The organism is Streptosporangium sp. NPDC049046 (assembly GCF_040649155.1).
Lineage (GTDB): Bacteria > Actinomycetota > Actinomycetes > Streptosporangiales > Streptosporangiaceae > Streptosporangium.
Map to the genome: position 1 here is coordinate 450,062 of NZ_JBEZEZ010000001.1, position 18,226 is coordinate 468,287.

At 69.7% G+C, this 18,226-nt stretch carries 16 protein-coding genes; 8 read left to right on the forward strand and 8 right to left on the reverse strand.

Features of this window, described 5'->3' with window-relative positions; genetic code table 11:
- Positions 1-118 precede the first annotated feature (118 nt).
- The 3 genes from AB0B96_RS01880 to AB0B96_RS01890 form a co-directional block, all read right to left on the reverse strand.
- On the reverse strand, positions 119-1,036 hold the full coding sequence (locus tag AB0B96_RS01880) for an NlpC/P60 family protein (protein WP_362895842.1): 918 nt from the start codon (positions 1,034-1,036) through the stop codon (positions 119-121).
- A 343-nt stretch (positions 1,037-1,379) separates the two neighbouring features.
- Positions 1,380-2,012, reverse strand: coding sequence for a hypothetical protein (locus AB0B96_RS01885; protein WP_362895678.1), 633 nt, complete (start codon positions 2,010-2,012; stop codon positions 1,380-1,382).
- A gap of 100 nt (positions 2,013-2,112) precedes the next feature.
- Positions 2,113-3,435 carry an NYN domain-containing protein gene (locus AB0B96_RS01890; RefSeq protein ID WP_350947481.1) on the reverse strand — a complete coding sequence of 441 codons (1,323 nt, stop codon included), beginning with the start codon at positions 3,433-3,435 and terminating at the stop codon, positions 2,113-2,115.
- 178 nt (positions 3,436-3,613) lie between these two features.
- Here AB0B96_RS01890 and AB0B96_RS01895 point away from each other — a divergent pair, with 178 nt between their 5' ends.
- The 3 genes from AB0B96_RS01895 to AB0B96_RS01905 all read left to right on the forward strand — a co-directional run bounded on the left by AB0B96_RS01895 (position 3,614) and on the right by AB0B96_RS01905 (position 7,014).
- Positions 3,614-4,744: a phosphotransferase family protein gene (locus tag AB0B96_RS01895; RefSeq protein WP_362895680.1), complete on the forward strand. Its 1,131-nt coding sequence runs from the start codon at positions 3,614-3,616 to the stop codon at positions 4,742-4,744.
- A gap of 202 nt (positions 4,745-4,946) precedes the next feature.
- Complete coding sequence (locus AB0B96_RS01900) at positions 4,947-6,671, forward strand: DEDD exonuclease domain-containing protein (protein ID WP_362895682.1); 1,725 nt, start codon at positions 4,947-4,949, stop codon at positions 6,669-6,671.
- A gap of 55 nt (positions 6,672-6,726) precedes the next feature.
- Positions 6,727-7,014, forward strand: coding sequence for an Lrp/AsnC ligand binding domain-containing protein (locus tag AB0B96_RS01905; protein WP_350947478.1), 288 nt, complete (start codon positions 6,727-6,729; stop codon positions 7,012-7,014).
- A 239-nt stretch (positions 7,015-7,253) separates the two neighbouring features.
- Here AB0B96_RS01905 and AB0B96_RS01910 read toward each other — a convergent pair whose 3' ends face one another.
- The 3 genes from AB0B96_RS01910 to AB0B96_RS01920 all read right to left on the reverse strand — a co-directional run bounded on the left by AB0B96_RS01910 (position 7,254) and on the right by AB0B96_RS01920 (position 9,790).
- Positions 7,254-8,204 carry a histidine kinase gene (locus tag AB0B96_RS01910; RefSeq protein ID WP_362895684.1) on the reverse strand — a complete coding sequence of 317 codons (951 nt, stop codon included), beginning with the start codon at positions 8,202-8,204 and terminating at the stop codon, positions 7,254-7,256.
- Positions 8,205-8,296: 92 nt separating this feature from the next.
- Positions 8,297-9,361, reverse strand: coding sequence for an anthranilate phosphoribosyltransferase (gene trpD / locus AB0B96_RS01915; protein ID WP_362895686.1), 1,065 nt, complete (start codon positions 9,359-9,361; stop codon positions 8,297-8,299).
- 30 nt (positions 9,362-9,391) lie between these two features.
- Complete coding sequence (locus AB0B96_RS01920; RefSeq protein WP_350947507.1) at positions 9,392-9,790, reverse strand: hypothetical protein; 399 nt, start codon at positions 9,788-9,790, stop codon at positions 9,392-9,394.
- 195 nt (positions 9,791-9,985) lie between these two features.
- Here AB0B96_RS01920 and AB0B96_RS01925 point away from each other — a divergent pair, with 195 nt between their 5' ends.
- From AB0B96_RS01925 to AB0B96_RS01940, 4 genes are read left to right on the forward strand one after another with little or no spacing between them, the layout of a single operon-like run.
- Positions 9,986-10,603 carry a heme-copper oxidase subunit III gene (locus AB0B96_RS01925; protein WP_350947475.1) on the forward strand — a complete coding sequence of 206 codons (618 nt, stop codon included), beginning with the start codon at positions 9,986-9,988 and terminating at the stop codon, positions 10,601-10,603.
- Between the two features lie 16 nt (positions 10,604-10,619).
- Positions 10,620-11,435 (forward strand): c-type cytochrome, encoded by an 816-nt coding sequence (locus AB0B96_RS01930; RefSeq protein ID WP_350947474.1) that lies wholly within the window; start codon positions 10,620-10,622, stop codon positions 11,433-11,435.
- Complete coding sequence (locus AB0B96_RS01935) at positions 11,432-12,544, forward strand: Rieske 2Fe-2S domain-containing protein (protein WP_362895689.1); 1,113 nt, start codon at positions 11,432-11,434, stop codon at positions 12,542-12,544. Before AB0B96_RS01930 ends, AB0B96_RS01935 begins: the two co-directional genes overlap by 4 nt.
- Positions 12,544-14,232, forward strand: coding sequence for a cytochrome bc complex cytochrome b subunit (locus AB0B96_RS01940; protein ID WP_362895691.1), 1,689 nt, complete (start codon positions 12,544-12,546; stop codon positions 14,230-14,232). The genes AB0B96_RS01935 and AB0B96_RS01940 overlap by 1 nt, the downstream gene beginning before the upstream one ends.
- A gap of 335 nt (positions 14,233-14,567) precedes the next feature.
- Here the strand turns inward: AB0B96_RS01940 and AB0B96_RS01945 are convergent, their stop codons facing one another.
- Positions 14,568-15,293 carry a TetR/AcrR family transcriptional regulator gene (locus tag AB0B96_RS01945; RefSeq protein ID WP_362895693.1) on the reverse strand — a complete coding sequence of 242 codons (726 nt, stop codon included), beginning with the start codon at positions 15,291-15,293 and terminating at the stop codon, positions 14,568-14,570.
- 123 nt (positions 15,294-15,416) lie between these two features.
- Here AB0B96_RS01945 and AB0B96_RS01950 point away from each other — a divergent pair, with 123 nt between their 5' ends.
- Entirely contained in the window at positions 15,417-16,484 is a 1,068-nt protein-coding gene (locus AB0B96_RS01950; protein ID WP_362895695.1) for an amidohydrolase family protein, read from the forward strand.
- Between the two features lie 374 nt (positions 16,485-16,858).
- On the opposite strand, the gene AB0B96_RS01955 is transcribed toward AB0B96_RS01950, so the two are convergent.
- The gene (locus AB0B96_RS01955; RefSeq protein WP_362895697.1) at positions 16,859-18,088 is read right to left on the reverse strand and encodes an Ig-like domain-containing protein; all 1,230 of its coding nucleotides are present in this window, start codon (positions 18,086-18,088) and stop codon (positions 16,859-16,861) included.
- Positions 18,089-18,226: the final 138 nt, after the last annotated feature.

Genomic DNA, 18,226 nt, shown 5'->3' on the forward strand with positions numbered 1-18,226 from the left:
CCGCTGAGCCACAGGGGAGCACCGGGGGACCGCCTGGGGCACCGGGCGCCACCGGGGAGCCATGGCGGCCACTGACGGCCACTGACAACGCTGCAGGGCAACGCTGCGGGGGCAACGCTCAGGGGCGGACGGCTCCGACGATGCGACGGCCGTAGGACGACAGCGGAACGGTCTTGACGACGTCGCCCGTCTGCGGGGCGTGCACGATCTGGCCGTTGCCCGCGTACATGCTGACGTGGCCGAGGCCCTCGCTGAAGATGAGGTCGCCGGGCTGGAGGTCGCTCAGGGAGACCTTGCGGCTCGCACCCCAGCTCCACTGCTCCCAGGTCGTCCGGGGAAGGGAGACTCCCCCGTTGCGCCAGGCGCTCTGGACCAGACCGGAGCAGTCCCAGCCGCTGGGACCCGTGCCGCCGTACCGGTAGGGCTTGCCGATCTGGGCGAAGGCGAACTGCAGGGCGGCGCGGGCGTTGCCCGAGGCTGAGCCGGTGTACTGGACCCCGGTGCTCTGCGGGTTGCCCACCTTGAAGGCGTTGAGCTCGCGCAGGAGCTTCGTCTGTGCCCTCACCATCTTTTCGGCCTTGGCCTTCTCCTCGGCCAGCTCGTCCCGCGTCTTGTCGGCGTCGACCAGGGCCTTCTTCGCCTCGTCCCGGCCGATCCGCAGCGCCTTGGTGGCCTCGTCGAAGGCGTTCAGCGACTGGGCGCGGGAGGTGGACATCTGGTCGGCGGCCGCCAGGCCGCTCAGCAGGGCACCGGGGTCGGACTGGTAGATCATGCCTTCCCAGCCGTTGATCGACCCGACCTGGTAGCTGCTGACGGCCATCGAGACGAGCTCCTTGCGCAGCCCGGCGACCTGCTTGTTCTGGCGGGTCAGATCGGCGTTCAGATCGCCGTACTTCTTCCTGGCCCGCTTCCACTTCTCCGAGGCCTGGTTGTACTTCTCGACGATCTGGTCGGCCTGCTCGTTGAGCTTCTCCAGCTTCTTCTTCGCCTCGGCGGGGGTCGGCCTCAGCTGGGCGGACGCTCCGCTCACCGGCATCGTCAACAACGCGAGAGCGAGCCCTACCGCCACCGGTATCCGAATCAGTCCAACCGGCAAACCCGCCACGGCCACGTCAACGCCTCCCGACTGCACCAGACCTGCGGCGAATAGTACAGAAGAAGTAATGGTTGACTCACCTTTTCACCGGGTTTGCTCCTTGTTCGCAGGTGACCGCTTTACCCGCGGCCGACGGTTTTCTCCCCGGAGGGCGTCGTCGGCCGCGGGAGACGGCCCTGTCAGGAGCGGTACCTCGGCCGCAGGGGGGCACCGCGGGAAGCGCCCTCTGGGAACAGGTGGTGTCCCGGCCGCGGGAAGCACCCCCGCCGGTACTCCGGTCGCACTACCCGCAGGCGGCGATGTCGCAGATCTTGGCGGTCATCCTCCTGGCGTCGCGCAACTGGACGCTCCAGTCCCCCTTCCCCGGCTTGTCGTACTCCCCCGCCCAGAGATAGACCAGGACGGCGTTGCCCTTCCTGACCAGCACGCTCCGGTCACCGCCCACCCCTGCCTTCCTGCCGTAGTAGACCTGGCCGGAGATCCTCAGCGCCTCGTCACCGAGCCCGGTCAGGCGCGAGGAGGCGTAGCGGTAACTCGCGCCGGAGTCGGTCCTGGCCGCGCACTTGACCAGGGCGGCACGCACCTGGGCGACGGCCGAGGCGGCCGAGGCCCGTGAGCCGTACAGGATCACCTGCTCGACCTTCATGAAGTCCGGCACGCCGGTGAAGGTCACCGTCCGGGCGGCCACGCGGCCGGTCGCGGCCAGTGTGCGCCTGTCGCACGGGTTGACGGCGAGCCTGGCCTTCGCCGAGTTGCCGACCGTCCAGTTGGTCTCGGGATCGTTGTCCTTCTTGGCCGCGTCCTTCTCGTACAGCAGGAAACCCCTGGGAATGGCGGCCGCCTCGGCCGTCGCGGGGGTGGTGACGGTCGCCCCTGCGGCCAGGACGGCGAGGGCGAGCGTTATGATCTTCTTCATCTGGACCCTTTCAGCACGGAGACCCCCGCCTTCAGCCGTGGGGAGAAAGTCAACGAATCGAGCCTCCTGGGTGATCCGATGCCCCACGACCTCAAAAGGTTTACGCGCGGCCCAGACGTCTGAGAAGAAGCACCGAGGGCACCGGCCTCGCGCCCATCCTGCGCACCGACTCGGCCACCTCGCGATCCGAGGAGACCACCGCGATCGCGCGTCCCGCGGGCTCGGCGCGGACCAGCTGGCGGATCAGGTCGTCGGCGATCTGGTTCGGGGCGCTGAACAGCACGCGCACCCCCCTGGGTGCCGACACCGGGACCGGCCCGTTCAGCTCGGCGCCGTCGAAGACGCAGGTCAGCTCGGTGCGGGTCTGCGCGTAGAGCGCGCCGAGACCGGTGAGAAGGCGGCTTCGCTGGTCGGCCAGGGTGAACGTTCCGTAACCGGCCTTGGTCACGTTGTAGCCGTCGACGATCAGATGGATCTGCGGCAGCGCGAGCAACTGGTCGAGCAGGGCGGGGTCGTCGTCGGCGAGCGCCCGCGCGGGAACCGCCTGGACCCCCTGCCTGCCCGGCGCCACCGAGGCGACCGAGTCGGCGGGACGGTGGATGCCCGAGGGCAGGGCGAGCTCCCTGCGCAGCCCGGCGGCGGCGTCCTGCAGGGCGTCGAGCAGCATCCGGACCTTGGTGTCCTCCACGCTGCGGCCCTCGCGCGCGGCCCTGCGCGTCGACTCCAGCTGCCGCTCGGCGTCGGCGAGCCGCTCGCGCAGGCGGCGCAGCTCGCTCTCCACGGTGCTGCCCGCCGAGAGCGCGGCGGCCTTGGCCTCGTCGGCCACCTCCTGGGCCGCGGCGGCACGCGCCTCGGCCGCCTTGGTCCGCTCGCGGGCCTCGTGCAGCCTGCGGCGCAGGTCGGAGACCTCCGAACGTGAGGTCTTGAGCTGCTCGCGCAGCCGCTCGGACTCCTCCTTGGCCGCGGTCTTCTGGGCGGCCAGCTGCTCGCGCAGCCGGGAGACCGTCTGCTCCTGGGCGGAGCCCTCGGCCGCGACGGCCGACCTCTCCAGCTCGGCGCGGGCCGCCTCCACCATGTCCGCCCAGCCCGGCGGCCTGGTCAGGTATGCGGCGGCGGCCACCATGACGGGCTCGGCCGCCGGCGGGACCGTGCCCTCGGCCAGGCTCGCGACCAGCTCGGGCCAGCCCGCGGTCAGCGTCTCCGCGACCAGCTCACGGAACTTCTTGTCGACCTCCAGCTGCGCGGCGATCGGGGCGCCGCCCAGCCTGGCCCTCTTGCGGGGATCGAACCTGGCGATCCCCTTCAGCGGCAGTGGCACCGAGGCCGCGGGCATCGAACCGAGGATCTGGGCGGCCAGCTCCACGACGTGTAAGCGAACCTGCTCGGGTAACGGACGAGACAGGCCCTCTCCGGCTGAACTCATCACGGCCCCTACTCGGATCGGTCTTCACGTCAAGGGTACGGCTACCGCACCGTGACCCCGACCTGACCGTACGTGGGCCGGTGATCGACGAGGCCGTGAACGCTTTATGGACAAGCGCTTGCTGCTGGGTTACGACTGTGCGGATCACCTTGTGACGTACGCCACCCGGGAGAGCGCGATGCATGAGCCGACGAACGAGCACGACCGGCGGAGCGAGAAGATACGGACCTCGACCCGCGACCTCGGGGAGTTACGCGAGCGGATGAGGTCGTGGCTCTCCCTGAGGGTGGGAGGCCCGGTCACGATCTCTCCGCTTTCCCGTCCCCTGAACAACGGCATGTCCAGCGAGACCCTGTTCTTCGACGCCTCCTGGACCTCGGCCGAGGGCGGGTACGACCTTCCGTGCGTCGCACGGATGGCCCCGGCGGACGAGGCCGTCCCGGTCTTCCCCGGCTACGACCTCGGCAGGCAGTACGAGGTCATGCGGCTGGCGAGGGAGCGCGCGGGCGTGCTCGCGCCCCGGACCCTGTGGTACGAGCCCGACCCCGGCCCGCTGGGCGCCCCGTTCTTCGTGATGGAGCGGCTCACCGGCGACATACCGCCGGACGTGATGCCCTACACCTTCGGGAGCCGGCTGCTGGACGCCTCCCCCGCCGACCGCGACCGGCTGCAGCGCGGCAGCGTCGAGATCCTGGCCACGCTGCACGACGCCCGGTTCACCGCGGAGGAGCTACGCCCCCTGCGGAGCCCGGGGACGGGCGAAACGGCGTTGCGCAGGCACGTCGAGGAACAGCGGGCCTACTACGAGTGGGCGCACGGCTCCATGCCCGTGCCGCTGCTGGAGCGGGCGTTCGCCTGGCTGGAGGAGCACTGGCCGGCGGATCCCGGACCCGACGTGCTGAACTGGGGTGACGCCCGTATCGGCAACGTGATGTACCAGGACTTCACCCCCGTGGCGGTGCTCGACTGGGAGATGGCCGCGATCGGCCCCCGTGAGCTGGACATCTCCTGGATGATCTTCCTGCACGCCTTCTTCCAGGAGATCACCGAGTTCATGGAACTGCCGGGGATGCCGGACTTCATGCGGCGCGAGGATGTCTGCCAGACGTACTACGAAATAACGGGATACAAGCCTCGGGACATGGAGTTCTACGAGACGTACGCCGCCCTCAGGCACGGCATCATCATGGCCCGCATCGAGCACCGCAGGATCCACTTCGGCGAGCGGGTCATGCCGGGCGATCCCGACGACCTGGTGATGCACCGGGCCGCCCTCGAACGGATGCTGGACGGAAGCCACTGGGGCTGAGGCCCCGGAGAGAACACCCGTGAAAGTCCCCCTGAAGGCACTCGTGAAGGCACTCGAAAGCCCGTCGGAAGCCCGATCGAAGGCCCGTCGGAGGCCCTCGCGGATCCGTGGAGGCCGCGGGCTCTCCCCGCGCCCGGCGCGCACCGGGCGCGGAAGAGGCCGGTGCGGTAAATGTCGGTCGAGGCTTCTATGGTCGTGAATCGTGGACTACGCCGTACAGGGAACACTCGACGAGCTGGGCACCCCGCTCAGCCAGGTCACCTTCGTCGTGTTCGACCTGGAGACCACCGGCGTCTCCGCGGGCGAGCACGCGATCACCGAGATCGGCGCCGTCAAGGTCAGGGGCGGCGAGGTGCTCGGCGAGTTCGCCACCCTGGTCGACCCCGGCTCGCCGATCCCGCCGTTCATCTCGGTGCTGACGGGCATCACCGACAGCATGGTGGTGGCCGCGCCGAGGATCGAGTCGGTGCTGCCGTCCTTCCTGGAGTTCGCCACGGGTTCCACCCTCGTGGCGCACAACGCGGGGTTCGACCTCGGATTCCTCAAGGCGGCCTGCGCCGCGCACGGGTATCCCCCGCCGGCCCACCAGGTCGTCGACACCGTCGATCTCGCCCGCAAGCTGCTCACCCGCGACGAGGCGCCCAACTGCAAGCTGGCCACCCTGGCCAGGATCTTCAGCGGCACCGAGCCCTGCCACCGGGCGCTCGCCGACGCGCAGGCCACCGTCGACGTGCTGCACGCCCTGCTGGAGCGGGCGGGCTCCTTCGGGGTGCGGACGCTGGAGGAGCTCAAGGGCTTCGTCCGCGCTCCCACCCCCGAGCAGCGTCGCAAGCGGCACCTGGCCGACGCGGTTCCCGCGGGTCCCGGCGTCTACGTGTTCGAGGACGAGGGCGGCGACCCGCTCTACGTCGGCAAGAGCACCAACCTGCGCAACCGCGTGCGCGGTTACTTCACCGCGAGCGAGACCAGGCCCCGCGTCCGCGAGATGATCGGCATCGCCGCGAGGGTGCGGACCATCGGCTGTGCGACCTCGCTGGAGGCCGAGGTGAGGGAGCTGCGGCTGATCGGCTCGGCCAAGCCCCGCTACAACCGCAGGTCGCGCTTCCCCGAGAAGATGTTCTGGCTCAAGCTGACCGACGAGCCGTTCCCCCGCCTGTCGGTCGTCCGCGAGGTCAAGGACGACGCGGCCTCCTACCTGGGCCCGTTCAACAGCGTCCGCGCCGCCGAGGACGCCCGCACGGCCCTGCACGAGACGGTCCCGCTGCGGCAGTGCACCGAACGGATCACCCCGCGCACCAGGCGTTCCGCCTGCGCCCTCGCCGAGATCGGGAGGTGCGGGGCGCCGTGCGAGGGCCGCCAGAGCCCGGACGAGTACGCCGTGCACGTCGTGGCGGCCCGCCGGGCCATGGAGCTGGACGCGGCCCCGGTCTTCTCCGCGATCGAGGCCAGGATGGAGCGCCTCGCCCTGGACCAGCGCTACGAGGAGGCCGCGGCCGACCGCGACCGGCTCGCCTCCTACGTCCGCACCTCGGCCCGCATGCAACGGCTGCGATCGCTGACCACGATCTCCCAGATGGTCGCCGCCGCCCCCCTGCCCGACGGCGCCTGGGAGATCCACGTCGTCCGCTACGGGCGGCTCGCCTCGGCCGGGGTGATGCCGAGGGGCGCCCACCCCACCCCGTTCGTCGAGGCGCTGACCGCCACCGCGGAGACGGTGGCGCGAGGGCCCGGGCCGGTCCACGCCGCCAGCGCGGAGGAGACGGAGTGCGTCCTGCGCTGGCTGGAGTCGCCGGGGGTGCGGCTGGTGCAGGTGGAGGGCACCTGGAGCCTGCCCGTCTCCGGCGCGGGCCGGCTCAAGGCCCGCATCGACCGCGCCTACCAGACGGCCGAGCCGCGCAGGGCACGTGAGGGCCGCCCGCTGCGCTGACGGCCGCGCTGATAGCTTCTGAGGCGGCAAGCCGCACTCAACGAGGAGGAAGCTCGTGGTCACCGCGATCGTTCACATCAACGCCGAGGTGGACCGGATCCCCGAGGTCGCCCAGACGGTCGCCGAGATCGACGGGGTGAGCGAGGTCTACTCCATAACCGGGGAGTACGACCTGATGGCCATGGTCCGCGTCACCTCCTACGAGGAGATCGCCGAGGTCGTCCCCGGCCGGATCAACAAGGTCGACGGAGTGCTGCACACCGAGACCCACGTCGCCTTCCGCGCCTACTCGCGGCACGACCTGGACGCCGCCTTCTCGATCGGCCTCGGCGAGTCCGACTGACGGAGACGATGTAGGCGAGCACCGGGGTATGACCTCGGCCTGCACGGGCCGAGCCGGAGCGCAGGCCCGGCATCCTCGGCTCATGCCGGCTCCCACGGACGGCCGCGTCCTCGTCCGTACGGGCGGAACGGCGCGTGGGGCGGGCCCGGCGGATCCCTCACCTCCCGCCGGGACCGGAGAAGGCGGCATCCCCACCCGTACGGGCCGAGACAGAACGCGCAGCGGGCCCGGCGGCATCCTCACCCCGTGCCGGGGCTTGAGGCATCCTCCCCCGTACGGGCCGAGGCGGGGCGCGAGACCGGGACCGTGTCGTCCTCGTCCGCCTCGCCGACCCCGGCGAATCCCCGGAGCGGCCCGACGACGGTGACGTCCCCCTCGTCCGCCCCACCCGTGCGGCCTCCCACCTCGCCCGCGGTGGGCAATCTCGCCCGCACCTCGAACCCACCACCGGGCAGGGTCCCCGCCGCCAGCGTCCCGCCGAACAGGGTGGCCCGCTCGCGCATGCCGAGCAGGCCGTGCCCCGCGGCGGCCGAGGGGACGGTCCTGCCGTCGTCCCGTACCAGGACGTCGAGGAAACCCGGCCGCCAGCGCAGGGTGACGCGGGCCGAACGGGCACCGGCGTGCCTCAGGGTGTTGGCGAGCGCCTCCTGGACGATGCGGTAGGCCACCAGTTCGAGGGCGAGCCCGACCTCGGCGGGCCTGCCGTCCTCGACCACGTCCACCCGCAGGCCCTTCTCCCCGACCTCGGCGAGCAGGTCGCGAAGGTCGGACAGCCTGGGCTGTGGCGTCCTGCCGGTCGAGGGGCCGTCGAGGTCGAGCAACGAGAGGGTGCGCTGGAGCTCGACGAGTGCCTGGCGTCCCGTCTCCTCGGCCACCCGCAGGGTCTGCCTGGCCCGCTCGGGATCCTTGTCCATGATCATCCGTCCGGCGCCCACCCCGAGGGTCATCATGCTGATCCCGTGGGCGACGACGTCGTGCAGCTCGCGGGCGATGCGTGCCCGCCGCTGCGCGAGCCGGGCACCGGCCAGGGCCTCCCCCTGGTCGGCGAACCTGGCCTCCCAGGACCTGAGCCTCAGCAGCAGGAGCCTGCGCTCCCACACCAGGCTCGCCACGGCCACGCCCAGTGCGAGCGCCGCGCACGACAGCACGATGGGGAGCACCTGCTCGTCCAGGGGGTCAACACGCCACATGGCCGCAATCTAGAACGGCTCCCCTCGGCGACACATCCTCTCTTGGGCGGATCTTCCATCCGCCCAAGAGGGGAGGACCTGCCGATCGAGGGTCAGGACGGCGCGAGCGCCCGGCTGACCTCGACCCAGCGATCGAGGGTCTCGGCGGCGGCGCCGGAGTCGACGGCCCGCGTCGCGCGCTCATAGCCCGCGGCCAGCGCGGCGTTCAGGTCGTCACCTGCGCCCGCGCCCTCGCCCGTGCCGTCGAGGGCGACCAGCGCGGCGGCGGCGTTCAGCAGCACCGCGTCACGGACCGGTCCCGTCTTGCCGCCGACCAGGTCGCGGACGGCCTGGGCGTTGAACTCCACATCCCCCCCGCGCAGCGCGTCGGGCGCCGCCCTGGGGATGTCGAGGGCGGCCGGGTCGAAGACCACCTTCTCCATCGCGCCCTGGCGCACCACCCAGACCGTGGAGGTCGTCGCGATGGTGAGCTCGTCCAGCCCGTCGTCACCCCTGAAGACCAGGGCGGAGACCCCGCGCTCGGCGAAGACGCCCGCGACGACGGGGAGCATGCCCTCGTCGAAGATGCCGATCGCCTGGGCCGCGGGCCTGGCCGGGTTGGTCAGCGGGCCGAGGAAGTTGAAGACCGTGGGGATGCCGAGCTCCTTGCGCGGCGGGCCCGCGAAGCGCAGCGCCGGGTGGTAGACCGGCGCGAAGCAGAAGGCGATCCCGGCCTCCACGGCGACCCTCGCGGTGTCGGCCGGGGCGAGGTCGAGCACGATCCCGAGGTGTTCCAGGACGTCGGCGGCCCCGCAGGAGGAGGAGGCGGCCCGGTTGCCGTGCTTGACGACCCTCGCCCCCGCCGCGGCGGCCACGATCGCGGCCATGGTCGAGACGTTGACGGTGTGTGCCCGGTCGCCGCCGGTGCCGACCACGTCGACGACGGGACCGGTGACCGAGAGCGGGGTGGCCCGCTCCAGCATCGTGCGCGCCAGGCCGGTCACCTCCGCGACCGTCTCGCCCTTCGCCCTCAGCGCCACCGCGAAGCCCGCGATCTGGGCGGATGTGGCGGAGCCCGACATGATCTGGTTCATCGCCCAGGCGGTCTCGTCGGCCGTCAGGTGCTCGCCCGCGAGCAGGGCGGACAACAGCGCGGGCCAGGTGGTGCGCGCGTCCATCAGAGGTCTCTCCAGGGGGGTTCCGAGGGGCTAGCGGGCGGACAGGCGGGTGGAGGAGCGGCGGCGCATCAGGTCGGCGACGGTCTCGGCGAGGACGACCGGGTCGATCGGCTGCGGCACGACGGCCTCGGCGCGCGACCACTCGGCGAGCCAGCGGTCGTCGCGACGGGCGATCAGCAGGCAGATCGGCGGGCAGTCGTGGACCTCGTCCTTGGCCTGGCGGGCCACGCCCATGCCTCCGGCCGGCTGAGCCTCGGCGTCGAGCACTGCGACGTCGATCTCCCCGGAGTCGAAGTGCTGGACGACCTTGGCGTGGGTGGCGCACTCCACGATCTCCACGAGGGGCACGTCTCCGGCGGGGCGGCGGCCGATCGCCTGCCGCACCTTCTCGCGGGTGCTCGCGTCGTCGCTGTAGACGAGAACCCTCATCTTGTCGTCGGTGCTCACGGTCGCGCTCACTATCCCTCGTCGATGTATGGTCACCTGGGATGCTACCGGTCGGCCGCTCCGGAGACCCAGGCCGGAGCCAGCCCCGAGGAAATTGCCCTATACGTCCACTTTGAGGGGGCGTATGCACCCCCTAACGGGGGGTCGTGCGGCGACCCGAGCAGGAGAGCCGCAATAATGCTGCCCGTGGCGACAGCATCCGCAATTTCAACGACGACGACAGCACACTCGTCCCGCCGGCCCGATCTGGTCAGCGTCGGGACGATCGTCTGGCTGTCCTCCGAGCTCATGTTCTTCGCGGCGCTGTTCGCGATGTACTTCACCATCCGGTCGGTGAGCATCGGCCAGGGACTTCCCTGGCCCGAGGCCCATCTGAACATCCCGTTCGCCCTGGGCAACACGATCATCCTGGTCCTGTCCAGTGTGACCTGCCAGCTGGGCGTGTGGGCGGCCGAGAAGGGCCAGGTCGCCAAGCTGCGCTTCTGGTACATCGTCAGCTTCGTGCTGGGCTCCGTGTTCGTGGCCGGCCAGCTGTACGAGTACAGCGAGCTGGTCCACGAGGGGCACACGCTGTCGCACTCCGCGTACGACTCCGTGTTCTACCTCACCACCGGCTTCCACGGCCTGCACGTGACGGGTGGACTGATCGCGTTCCTGTTCATGCTGGGACGCACGTACGCCGCGAAGCGCTTCACCCGTGAGCAGGCGACCAGCGCGATCGTCGTGTCCTACTACTGGCACTTCGTCGATGTGGTCTGGATCGGGCTTTTCGTAACCATCTATGGCATTCACTAAGGAATCGGGGATCTCTGTGAATAGGATCACCGCTGGGCGGCGGCATCCCCTCGCGAGATACGCCGTCCTGCTCCTGGCCCTGGGCCTGATAGGCGGTGTCTACACCGTCGTGCTCTCGATCTCTCCGAGCCGGCAGGCCGACGCCGCCATCGCTTCCGGCAGGGCCGACGACGTGGCGGAGGGCAAGAAGCTCTTCGAGCAGAGCTGCTCCAGCTGCCACGGTCTCAACGCCGAGGGCACCGCCCAGGGTCCGACCCTGATCGGCGTCGGCGCCGCCTCCGTGGACTTCCAGGTCAGCAGCGGCCGCATGCCCCTGGCCAACCCCGGCGCGCAGGCACCGCGCAAGCCCCCGGCGCCCTGGGTCAACGAGGACACCGTCCGGCAGCTCGCCGCCTACGTGCAGTCACTCGGCGGTGGCCCGACCATCCCGACCGACGAGCAGGTCGACGCCTCCAAGGGCGACAAGGCCAGGGGTGGCGAGCTGTTTCGCGCGAACTGCATCCAGTGCCACAACTTCGTCGGCTCCGGCGGCGCCCTGACCCAGGGCAAGTACGCACCGCCGCTGCACGAGGCCACCGAGAGGCAGATCTACGAGGCGATGATCACCGGTCCGCAGGCGATGCCGGTGTTCAACGACAGCATCATCACCCCCGAGCAGAAGCGGGACATGATCGCCTACATCGTGGGCGTGCGTGAGGAGCCCAACCCGGGTGGCGCCGGTCTCGGCCGCATCGGCCCGGTCACGGAGGGTCTGGTGGCCTGGATCGTCGGCCTCAGCCTCCTCTCCCTGGCCGCCATCTGGATCACCGCGAAGAGGCGACAGGCCAAATGACTGACAACAATCACGACATCGAGCAGCCGGAGGAGCGCGCGCCCAAGCGCGTGATCGGCACCCCCTCCCCGGCGGCGAGCACCTCCCTTCTCGGCCATGAGGAGCCGAGGAGGGCTGAGTCCGTCCAGGTTCCCGGTGTGACCCCGCAGGACGAGGCGACCGCGAAGAAGGGCGAGCGATACGCCGCCCTGTGCTTCCTCGTCGCCTTCCTGGGCGGCATCGGCTTCGTGGTGTCGTACGTGGTCTTCCAGGTCGGCGACCTCGAGACCACGCAGGTCTCCAACCTCGCGCTGGGCGCCTCGCTCACGCTCGCGCTGCTCGGGCTGGCCGCGGGCATGACGACCTGGGCCCGCATGGTCATGCCCAAGTACAACCTGATCCAGGAGCGCCACCCGATGGCCTCCGACTCCGGGACCAGGTCCTACGTGGGCACGACCTTCGTGCAGGGCGCGAACGAGAGCGGCATCCTCAAGCGCCCGCTGCTGCGCCGCACCCTGCTGCTCGCCGCCGCCCCCCTCGGTCTCGCCCCGCTGGTCCTGCTGCGCGACCTCGGCCCGAGCTACTCGGACTTCCCCGCCAAGCTCCGGCACACCGTCTGGGGAGAGAAGACCAAGGACGGCAAGCAGCGCAAGCTCATCGTCGAGGGAAGCGGCTCCCCCATCAGGGCCGCCGACTTCAACTCCCCGGGCGGCATCCTCTCCGTGGTGCCCGAGGGATACGAGCACGACCTGAACGCGCTGGCCAAGGCCACACTGATCCTGATCAAGTTCCGTCCCGAGGAGCTCAAATCAGGAACTAACCTGAACTGGACACACGACGGGATCGTGGCGTACTCCAAGATCTGCACGCACGTCGGCTGCCCTGCGGCCCTGTACGAGCAGACCACCCACCACATCCTGTGCCCGTGTCACCAGTCGACCTTCGACGCCGCCGACGGCGCCAAGGTCATCTTCGGCCCGGCCGCCCGGCCCCTGCCTCAGCTGCCGATCGCCGTCGATAATGAGGGATACCTCGTCGCAACGGCGGACTTCCCGGTCCCCGTCGGCCCCAGCTTCTGGGAGCGCGGCGACGCCGAGGCCAAGGTCCGTGAGAACGGAGCCCAACAGTAATGAGCATGGAGACCGTTCCCAAGCCCATCGAGGGCGCGAGCACCTACGTCGACGACCGTATCGGCGCGGGAAACTTCCTCCGGCGCAACCTCCGGAAGATCTTCCCCGACCACTGGTCGTTCCTGCTGGGTGAGATCGCCCTCTACTCGTTCATCGTCGTGCTGCTGACCGGCACGTTCCTGACGTTCTTCTTCAAGCCCGGCATGGGCCACGTCGAGTACACCGGGTCCTACGGTCCGCTGCAGGGCGTCGTCATGTCCGAGGCGTACGCCTCGGCGCTGAGCATCAGCTTCGACGTACGCGGCGGTCTGCTGATGCGGCAGATGCACCACTGGGCGGCCCTGCTGTTCATCGCCGGCATGATGGTCCACATGCTCCGGGTGTTCTTCACCGGCGCCTACCGCAAGCCCCGTGAGTTCAACTGGCTGATCGGCGTGCTGCTGCTGACGCTGGCGCTGCTCGCGGGCCTGACCGGTTACTCCCTCCCCGACGACCTGCTCTCCGGCGCCGGTCTGCGGATCACCGAGGGTGTGGCGATCTCGCTGCCGCTGATCGGCACCTGGCTCACGTTCTTCCTCTTCGGCGGCGAGTATCCGGGCGAGGACGTCATCGCCCGCTTCTACTCGATCCACATCCTGCTCATCCCGGCCATCCTGCTGGCGCTCATCTCGGCCCACATGATCCTGATGTGGGTCCAGAAGCACACGCAGATGCCGGGCAAGGGCCGCACCAACGAGAACGTGGTGGGCGCGCCGTTCTACCCGGCCTTCATGATCAAGGCCGGCGCCTACTTCATGTTCACCTTCGGGGTCATCGCGCTGCTGGGCACCTTCGCCCAGATCAACCCGATCTGGCTGTACGGTCCCTACACCCCCGCCGACATCTCGGCGGGCTCGCAGCCCGACTTCTACATGGGCTTCCTCGAAGGCTCGCTGCGCCTCATGCCCGCCTGGGAGCTCAACCTCTTCGGCACCGGGGGCGGCACGATCGCGATGAGCGTGCTCATCCCGGCCCTGGTGCCGATGGGCATCGTGATGACGGGCCTGGCGCTGTATCCGTTCATCGAGCAGTGGGTCACCGGGGACCGCCGCGAGCACCACGTCGTGGAGCGTCCCCGCAACAACCCGCACCGCACCGCGATCGGCATGTCGGCGGTCACGTTCTACGGCGTGCTGTGGCTGCTGGGCGCCAACGACGAGATCTCCGCGTTCTTCCACATCTCGCTGAACTGGACGACCTACGCGGGCCGGTTCCTGGTCATCGCGGGTCCCGTGATCGCCTACATCGTCACCTACCGGATCTGCCTCGGCCTGCAGCGCAGCGACGCGGCGATCATCGGCCACGGTGTCGAGTCCGGTGTGATCAAGCGGCTGCCCCACGGCGAGTACATCGAGGTCCACGTACCGCCGCACGAGGCGATCGAGGCCCACATGCGGGGCAAGGAGGCGGTCCCGATCGTCTCCGGAGACGGCGCGGGTCCGAAGGGTCGCGACGACATCCCCTCCAAGGGGATGCGCGGCCCGCTCGGCCGGCTCCGCGCCAAGATGAGCGCGGCGTACGGCGGCGAGAAGATCCCGCTGGACGACGGCCACGGCCACGGCGAGGGTCACGGCGCCATCGGCGACGGGAGCCACGAGGAGCACGCGACGGTCGGCCAGGGCGGCGAGGACAAGTCCCTGACCCGCTGATCCGTCACGGCCGGCACCACCCGGCCACCCGAGAGGGGCCCGGACACCACACGGTGTCCGGGCCCTTCGCCGTTCGCGGGGCGGTGTCGTGGAGTCGCCGTCCGCCCGGCGGATCGGGCGGCCAGGCATCCGCGGCGCCTCCTTCGATCTTCCTCCTGTAAAAGAGCGTTTCCGAGAATCACGCACCGCCACCGCTGTCACACAAAATCACTTCGTGACCGATGAGACGGACCGAGTGGGGCGGCCCCACGAGGCCACGGACCTTTTGTGCGTCAGGACCGACACGGTGCCGGTGATCCGACACGCCTGAAGATCGTCCTGTTGGGAACGACGTCTCAGCCGTCGGCGGCAAGGCGATCGAGCCACTCCGTCAGCAGATGCCGTTCCGCGTTGCTGAGGGTCGTCTGTTCGGGCAGCGCGGCGCGGAGCGCGCGGGCCGCACCGGCCGGTCCCGATTCCTGCACGGCCGGCTCCCGGTTGGTCACGGCAGCGATCATGGATTCCCGGAGAGTGGTCAGCAGGGCGGGGTCGCGCCGGTCCTCGGGCAGGGTCAGCCAGGTGAGCACGGCACCGCGCGCTGTGGCGTGGATGAGTGTGACCGCGAGTTCCTCGTCGACGCGGAGCCAACCGCCGACGGCGAGGCGTCGGATACGGCTCATCAGGGTCTTCATGCCGGCCTTGAAGGCGGCCGATGTCTCTTTCGTGGGCTCGCTGTACATCAGTGTGTAAAGCGCGGGATTGGCCAGGCCGAACTCGACCGCCAGGTCCCAGCCGGCCCTCAGGTCCTCCACGGGATCCACGGGATGCCGCGGACCCTGGGCGATGTGCTTGGTCTTGAGAAACCTGGCGAAACCGTACTCGGCCACCGCGTCGAGCAGACCGTCCTTGTCGCCGAAGAGGCGGTAGATGGCCGGTGGTTGCACTCCTGCCGCGACCGCGACCGCACGGGTGGTGACCGCGTCGCGGCCCTCGCGCTCCAGCAGGCCGGCGGCAGCCTCGACGATCCGCTGCCGGAGCTGCTCGCGGCCCAGGGCCGCGGTGTCGGACTCGACAGCGTCCATGCCGTCCCCACCCTGTGGACTCGATGCCATTTTCCAACGATAACGCAATGCTGTTTCCATCGATAGTTCCAATGATACTGTTCTGATGATTCCAACGGAAACAGCAGGGTGAAGGAGTACGAGATGCCGGACAAGATAAAGATCGTGGCGCTTGAGGAACACATCGCCCCGCCTCCGCTGCTCGACGCGTGGGCCAAGGCCGGTGTGCCGCCGATCCCGCAGCTCGGCTTCGGAGACGAGCCCTTCGCGCGGCGGCTACGGGACTTCGGGCAGGCGCGTCTCGCCGACATGGACGACCAGGGCGTCGATGTCGCGGTCCTGTCCCTGGCCTCGCCGGGCGTGCACAATCTCGCGCCCGAAGCCGCCGTCAGCGTGGCCCGCGAGGTCAACGACACTCTGGCCGAGATCGTCGCCGGGCGACCCGACCGGTTCCAGGCCTTCGCCGCCATCCCCACCGCGGCGCCCGAAGCCGCCGCGGCCGAACTGGAACGAGCGGTGACCCGGCTCGGCTTCCCCGGTGCGATGCTGTACGGGCGCACCGGAGACAGACTGGCCGACGCCCCGGAGTTCGATGACCTGTACGCCACGGCCGAGCGCCTGCGGGTGCCGCTGCACTTCCATCCCCAGACTCCGGTCCCCGAGGTTCTCAATGCCTACTACTCGGGCTTCGACGACGGAGTCGGGCTGACGCGCGGTACCGGGATGGGGCTCGCGACGGCAGGCCTGGGCTGGTACTACGACCTGGGTGTCCAGTATCTACGGATGATCTTCTCCGGCGTTTTCGACCGGCACCCTGGATTGCAGGTGATCGCAGGACACTGGGGCGAGGTCGTCCTGTTCTACCTCGACCACACCGGGGTCATGGCGCACAACGCCAAGCTGGAGCGCCCGCTCGCCGACTACTTCACGCAGAACTTCTGGGTCTGCGGCAGCGGCACGGTCAGCGAGCGCTACATGAGGTGGACGTCGGAGGTCGTCGGAACCGGGCGCATGATGTACTCGACCGACTATCCATACACCTTCGGGACCCGCCCCGGCGGATTCCCCTTCCTCGACACCGCCAACGGGGTCGCCCGCTCGTTCCTCGAACAGGCGCCCTTCACCCACGAGGAGAAGGCCGCGATCGGGTCCGGCAACTGGGAGAACCTGACCGGGCACATCACGGTGCGCCGCGAACACGACTCGGCTTGATATTCCGCTTCGACCAACCGCACCCATGCCCGGTACCGGAACCAGCGCGAACCGTAGTGGCGAGGATCCACCCGTCTTAGAGGATCGAGCAACAGTGGTCGGGCCCGTGTCCGCCGGATTTTCCGCCGGCCCCAGGGACACCGACACGGCAGGGCCTCTTCGAGCCGCCTCGGGCACGGCGGCCCCCGGAGAGGCAGACGCCCCGAACTGCCACGATGCTTCCAGAAAGCCCTCAGAGGGCTTCTCGGGGTCTCTCGCGGGCCCTGGCCGAACACCCCCCGAGCCTTGTGCTCTCGACGGATATCAGGACGTCTTGGGGCAAGGGCCGGGTCGCCCCCTCGCCCCAGGGCGCTCGCGCTCTCGTGCCCGGGCCGTCAGACGTCGTCGGTGGTGAAGTGCTTGAGGCTGCTCCACTTGAGCCATTCCTTCCAGCTCTCCTGCCAGTGACCCCACCCGTTGGTGGGCTCCAGGACGCGGGGCGAGCCGGTGATGATGATCGGGTCCCCGATCAGGGTGTTGTCGAGGAACCACTTGGCGTTGCTCGGGCTGACGTTGACACATCCGTGGCTGACGTTGGAGTTGCCCTGGGAACCGACCGACCACGGGGCGCTGTGGATGTACTCGCCGCTGTTGGAGATGCGGACGGTGTCGTAGACGGTCAGCTGGTAGTAGCCGGGGGAACCGGGACCGATGCCCGGGGAGGTCATCACGGTGACGTTCTCCCTGGACATGGCGAGATGCACCCCGCTGGTCGTGTGGTACTTCCAGTCGCCGCCCTGCCCGGCGCTCATCGGCATCTCGCGGACGACCTTGCCGTTGCGTTTCACCGTGAGGTTGTGCGACTGGATGGTGCCCCGGGTGATCTGCGAGCGGCCGATCTTGAAGTTGACGACCTTGTTCGCGGCCCCGTACAGGCCGTCGCCGCCGCGCACCCCCGCGAGGCGGGCCTCGACCCTGACCTTGGTGCCCGAGGGCCAGAAGTTCTTCGGGCGGAAGTGCACGTTCCGGTTGTCGAACCAGTGCCACGCGCCCAGGACCGGCCTGGAGGTGCGGACGAGAAGGTTGCGCTCGATGGAGACGCGGTCGGTGACGTCCCGGTCGAAGGTGATCATCACCGGCATGCCGACGCCGACGGTGAGGCCGGTCGAGTCCCTGCCCGGCATGAAGCTCTCGATCGTGAAGGTCTCGTTCCCCTTCACCGTGGAGAAGGTGGAGGTCTTGGTGGTGACGGCGCCCTCCGGGTTGACGGCCGTCACGGAGACCTCGTAGGAGGCTCCAGGAGCCGCCAGGCCGCTGCTGCGCCACTGTGTGCCGTCGGCGCTGAGAACGCCCGGCAGGGAGCCCTTGGCGCCCTTCACGGCCTTCACGGCGACCTGCTTGAGGGTGCCGCCCTGCGCCGCGACCAGGACGGGCGTGTCCGTGGCGACCCCCGTGGCCCTGTCGAGGGGGGCCACGGTGACGGCCGCGGCCGCGGCGGCCGGGTTCTGTGACGCCTGCGGCGCCTTCTCGCCCTGTACGGCGGTGTTTCCCGAGCAGGAGGCCGTCACCAGTGCGAGGGCAAGCAGTCCCGCTCCCTGGCTCCGACCACGGATCGCGTGCCCCACATGAACTCCCCTGTCCCGGACTGAACCACTGAGTCAGTTATTACCCGGAGTAAGCGGTTCGCCACATAAGACGACCGCCTGGAGCGTCCAATAAACGCCAAAAAGCGGGCCACGGAAGTTTTTCCGTGGCCCGCCCGG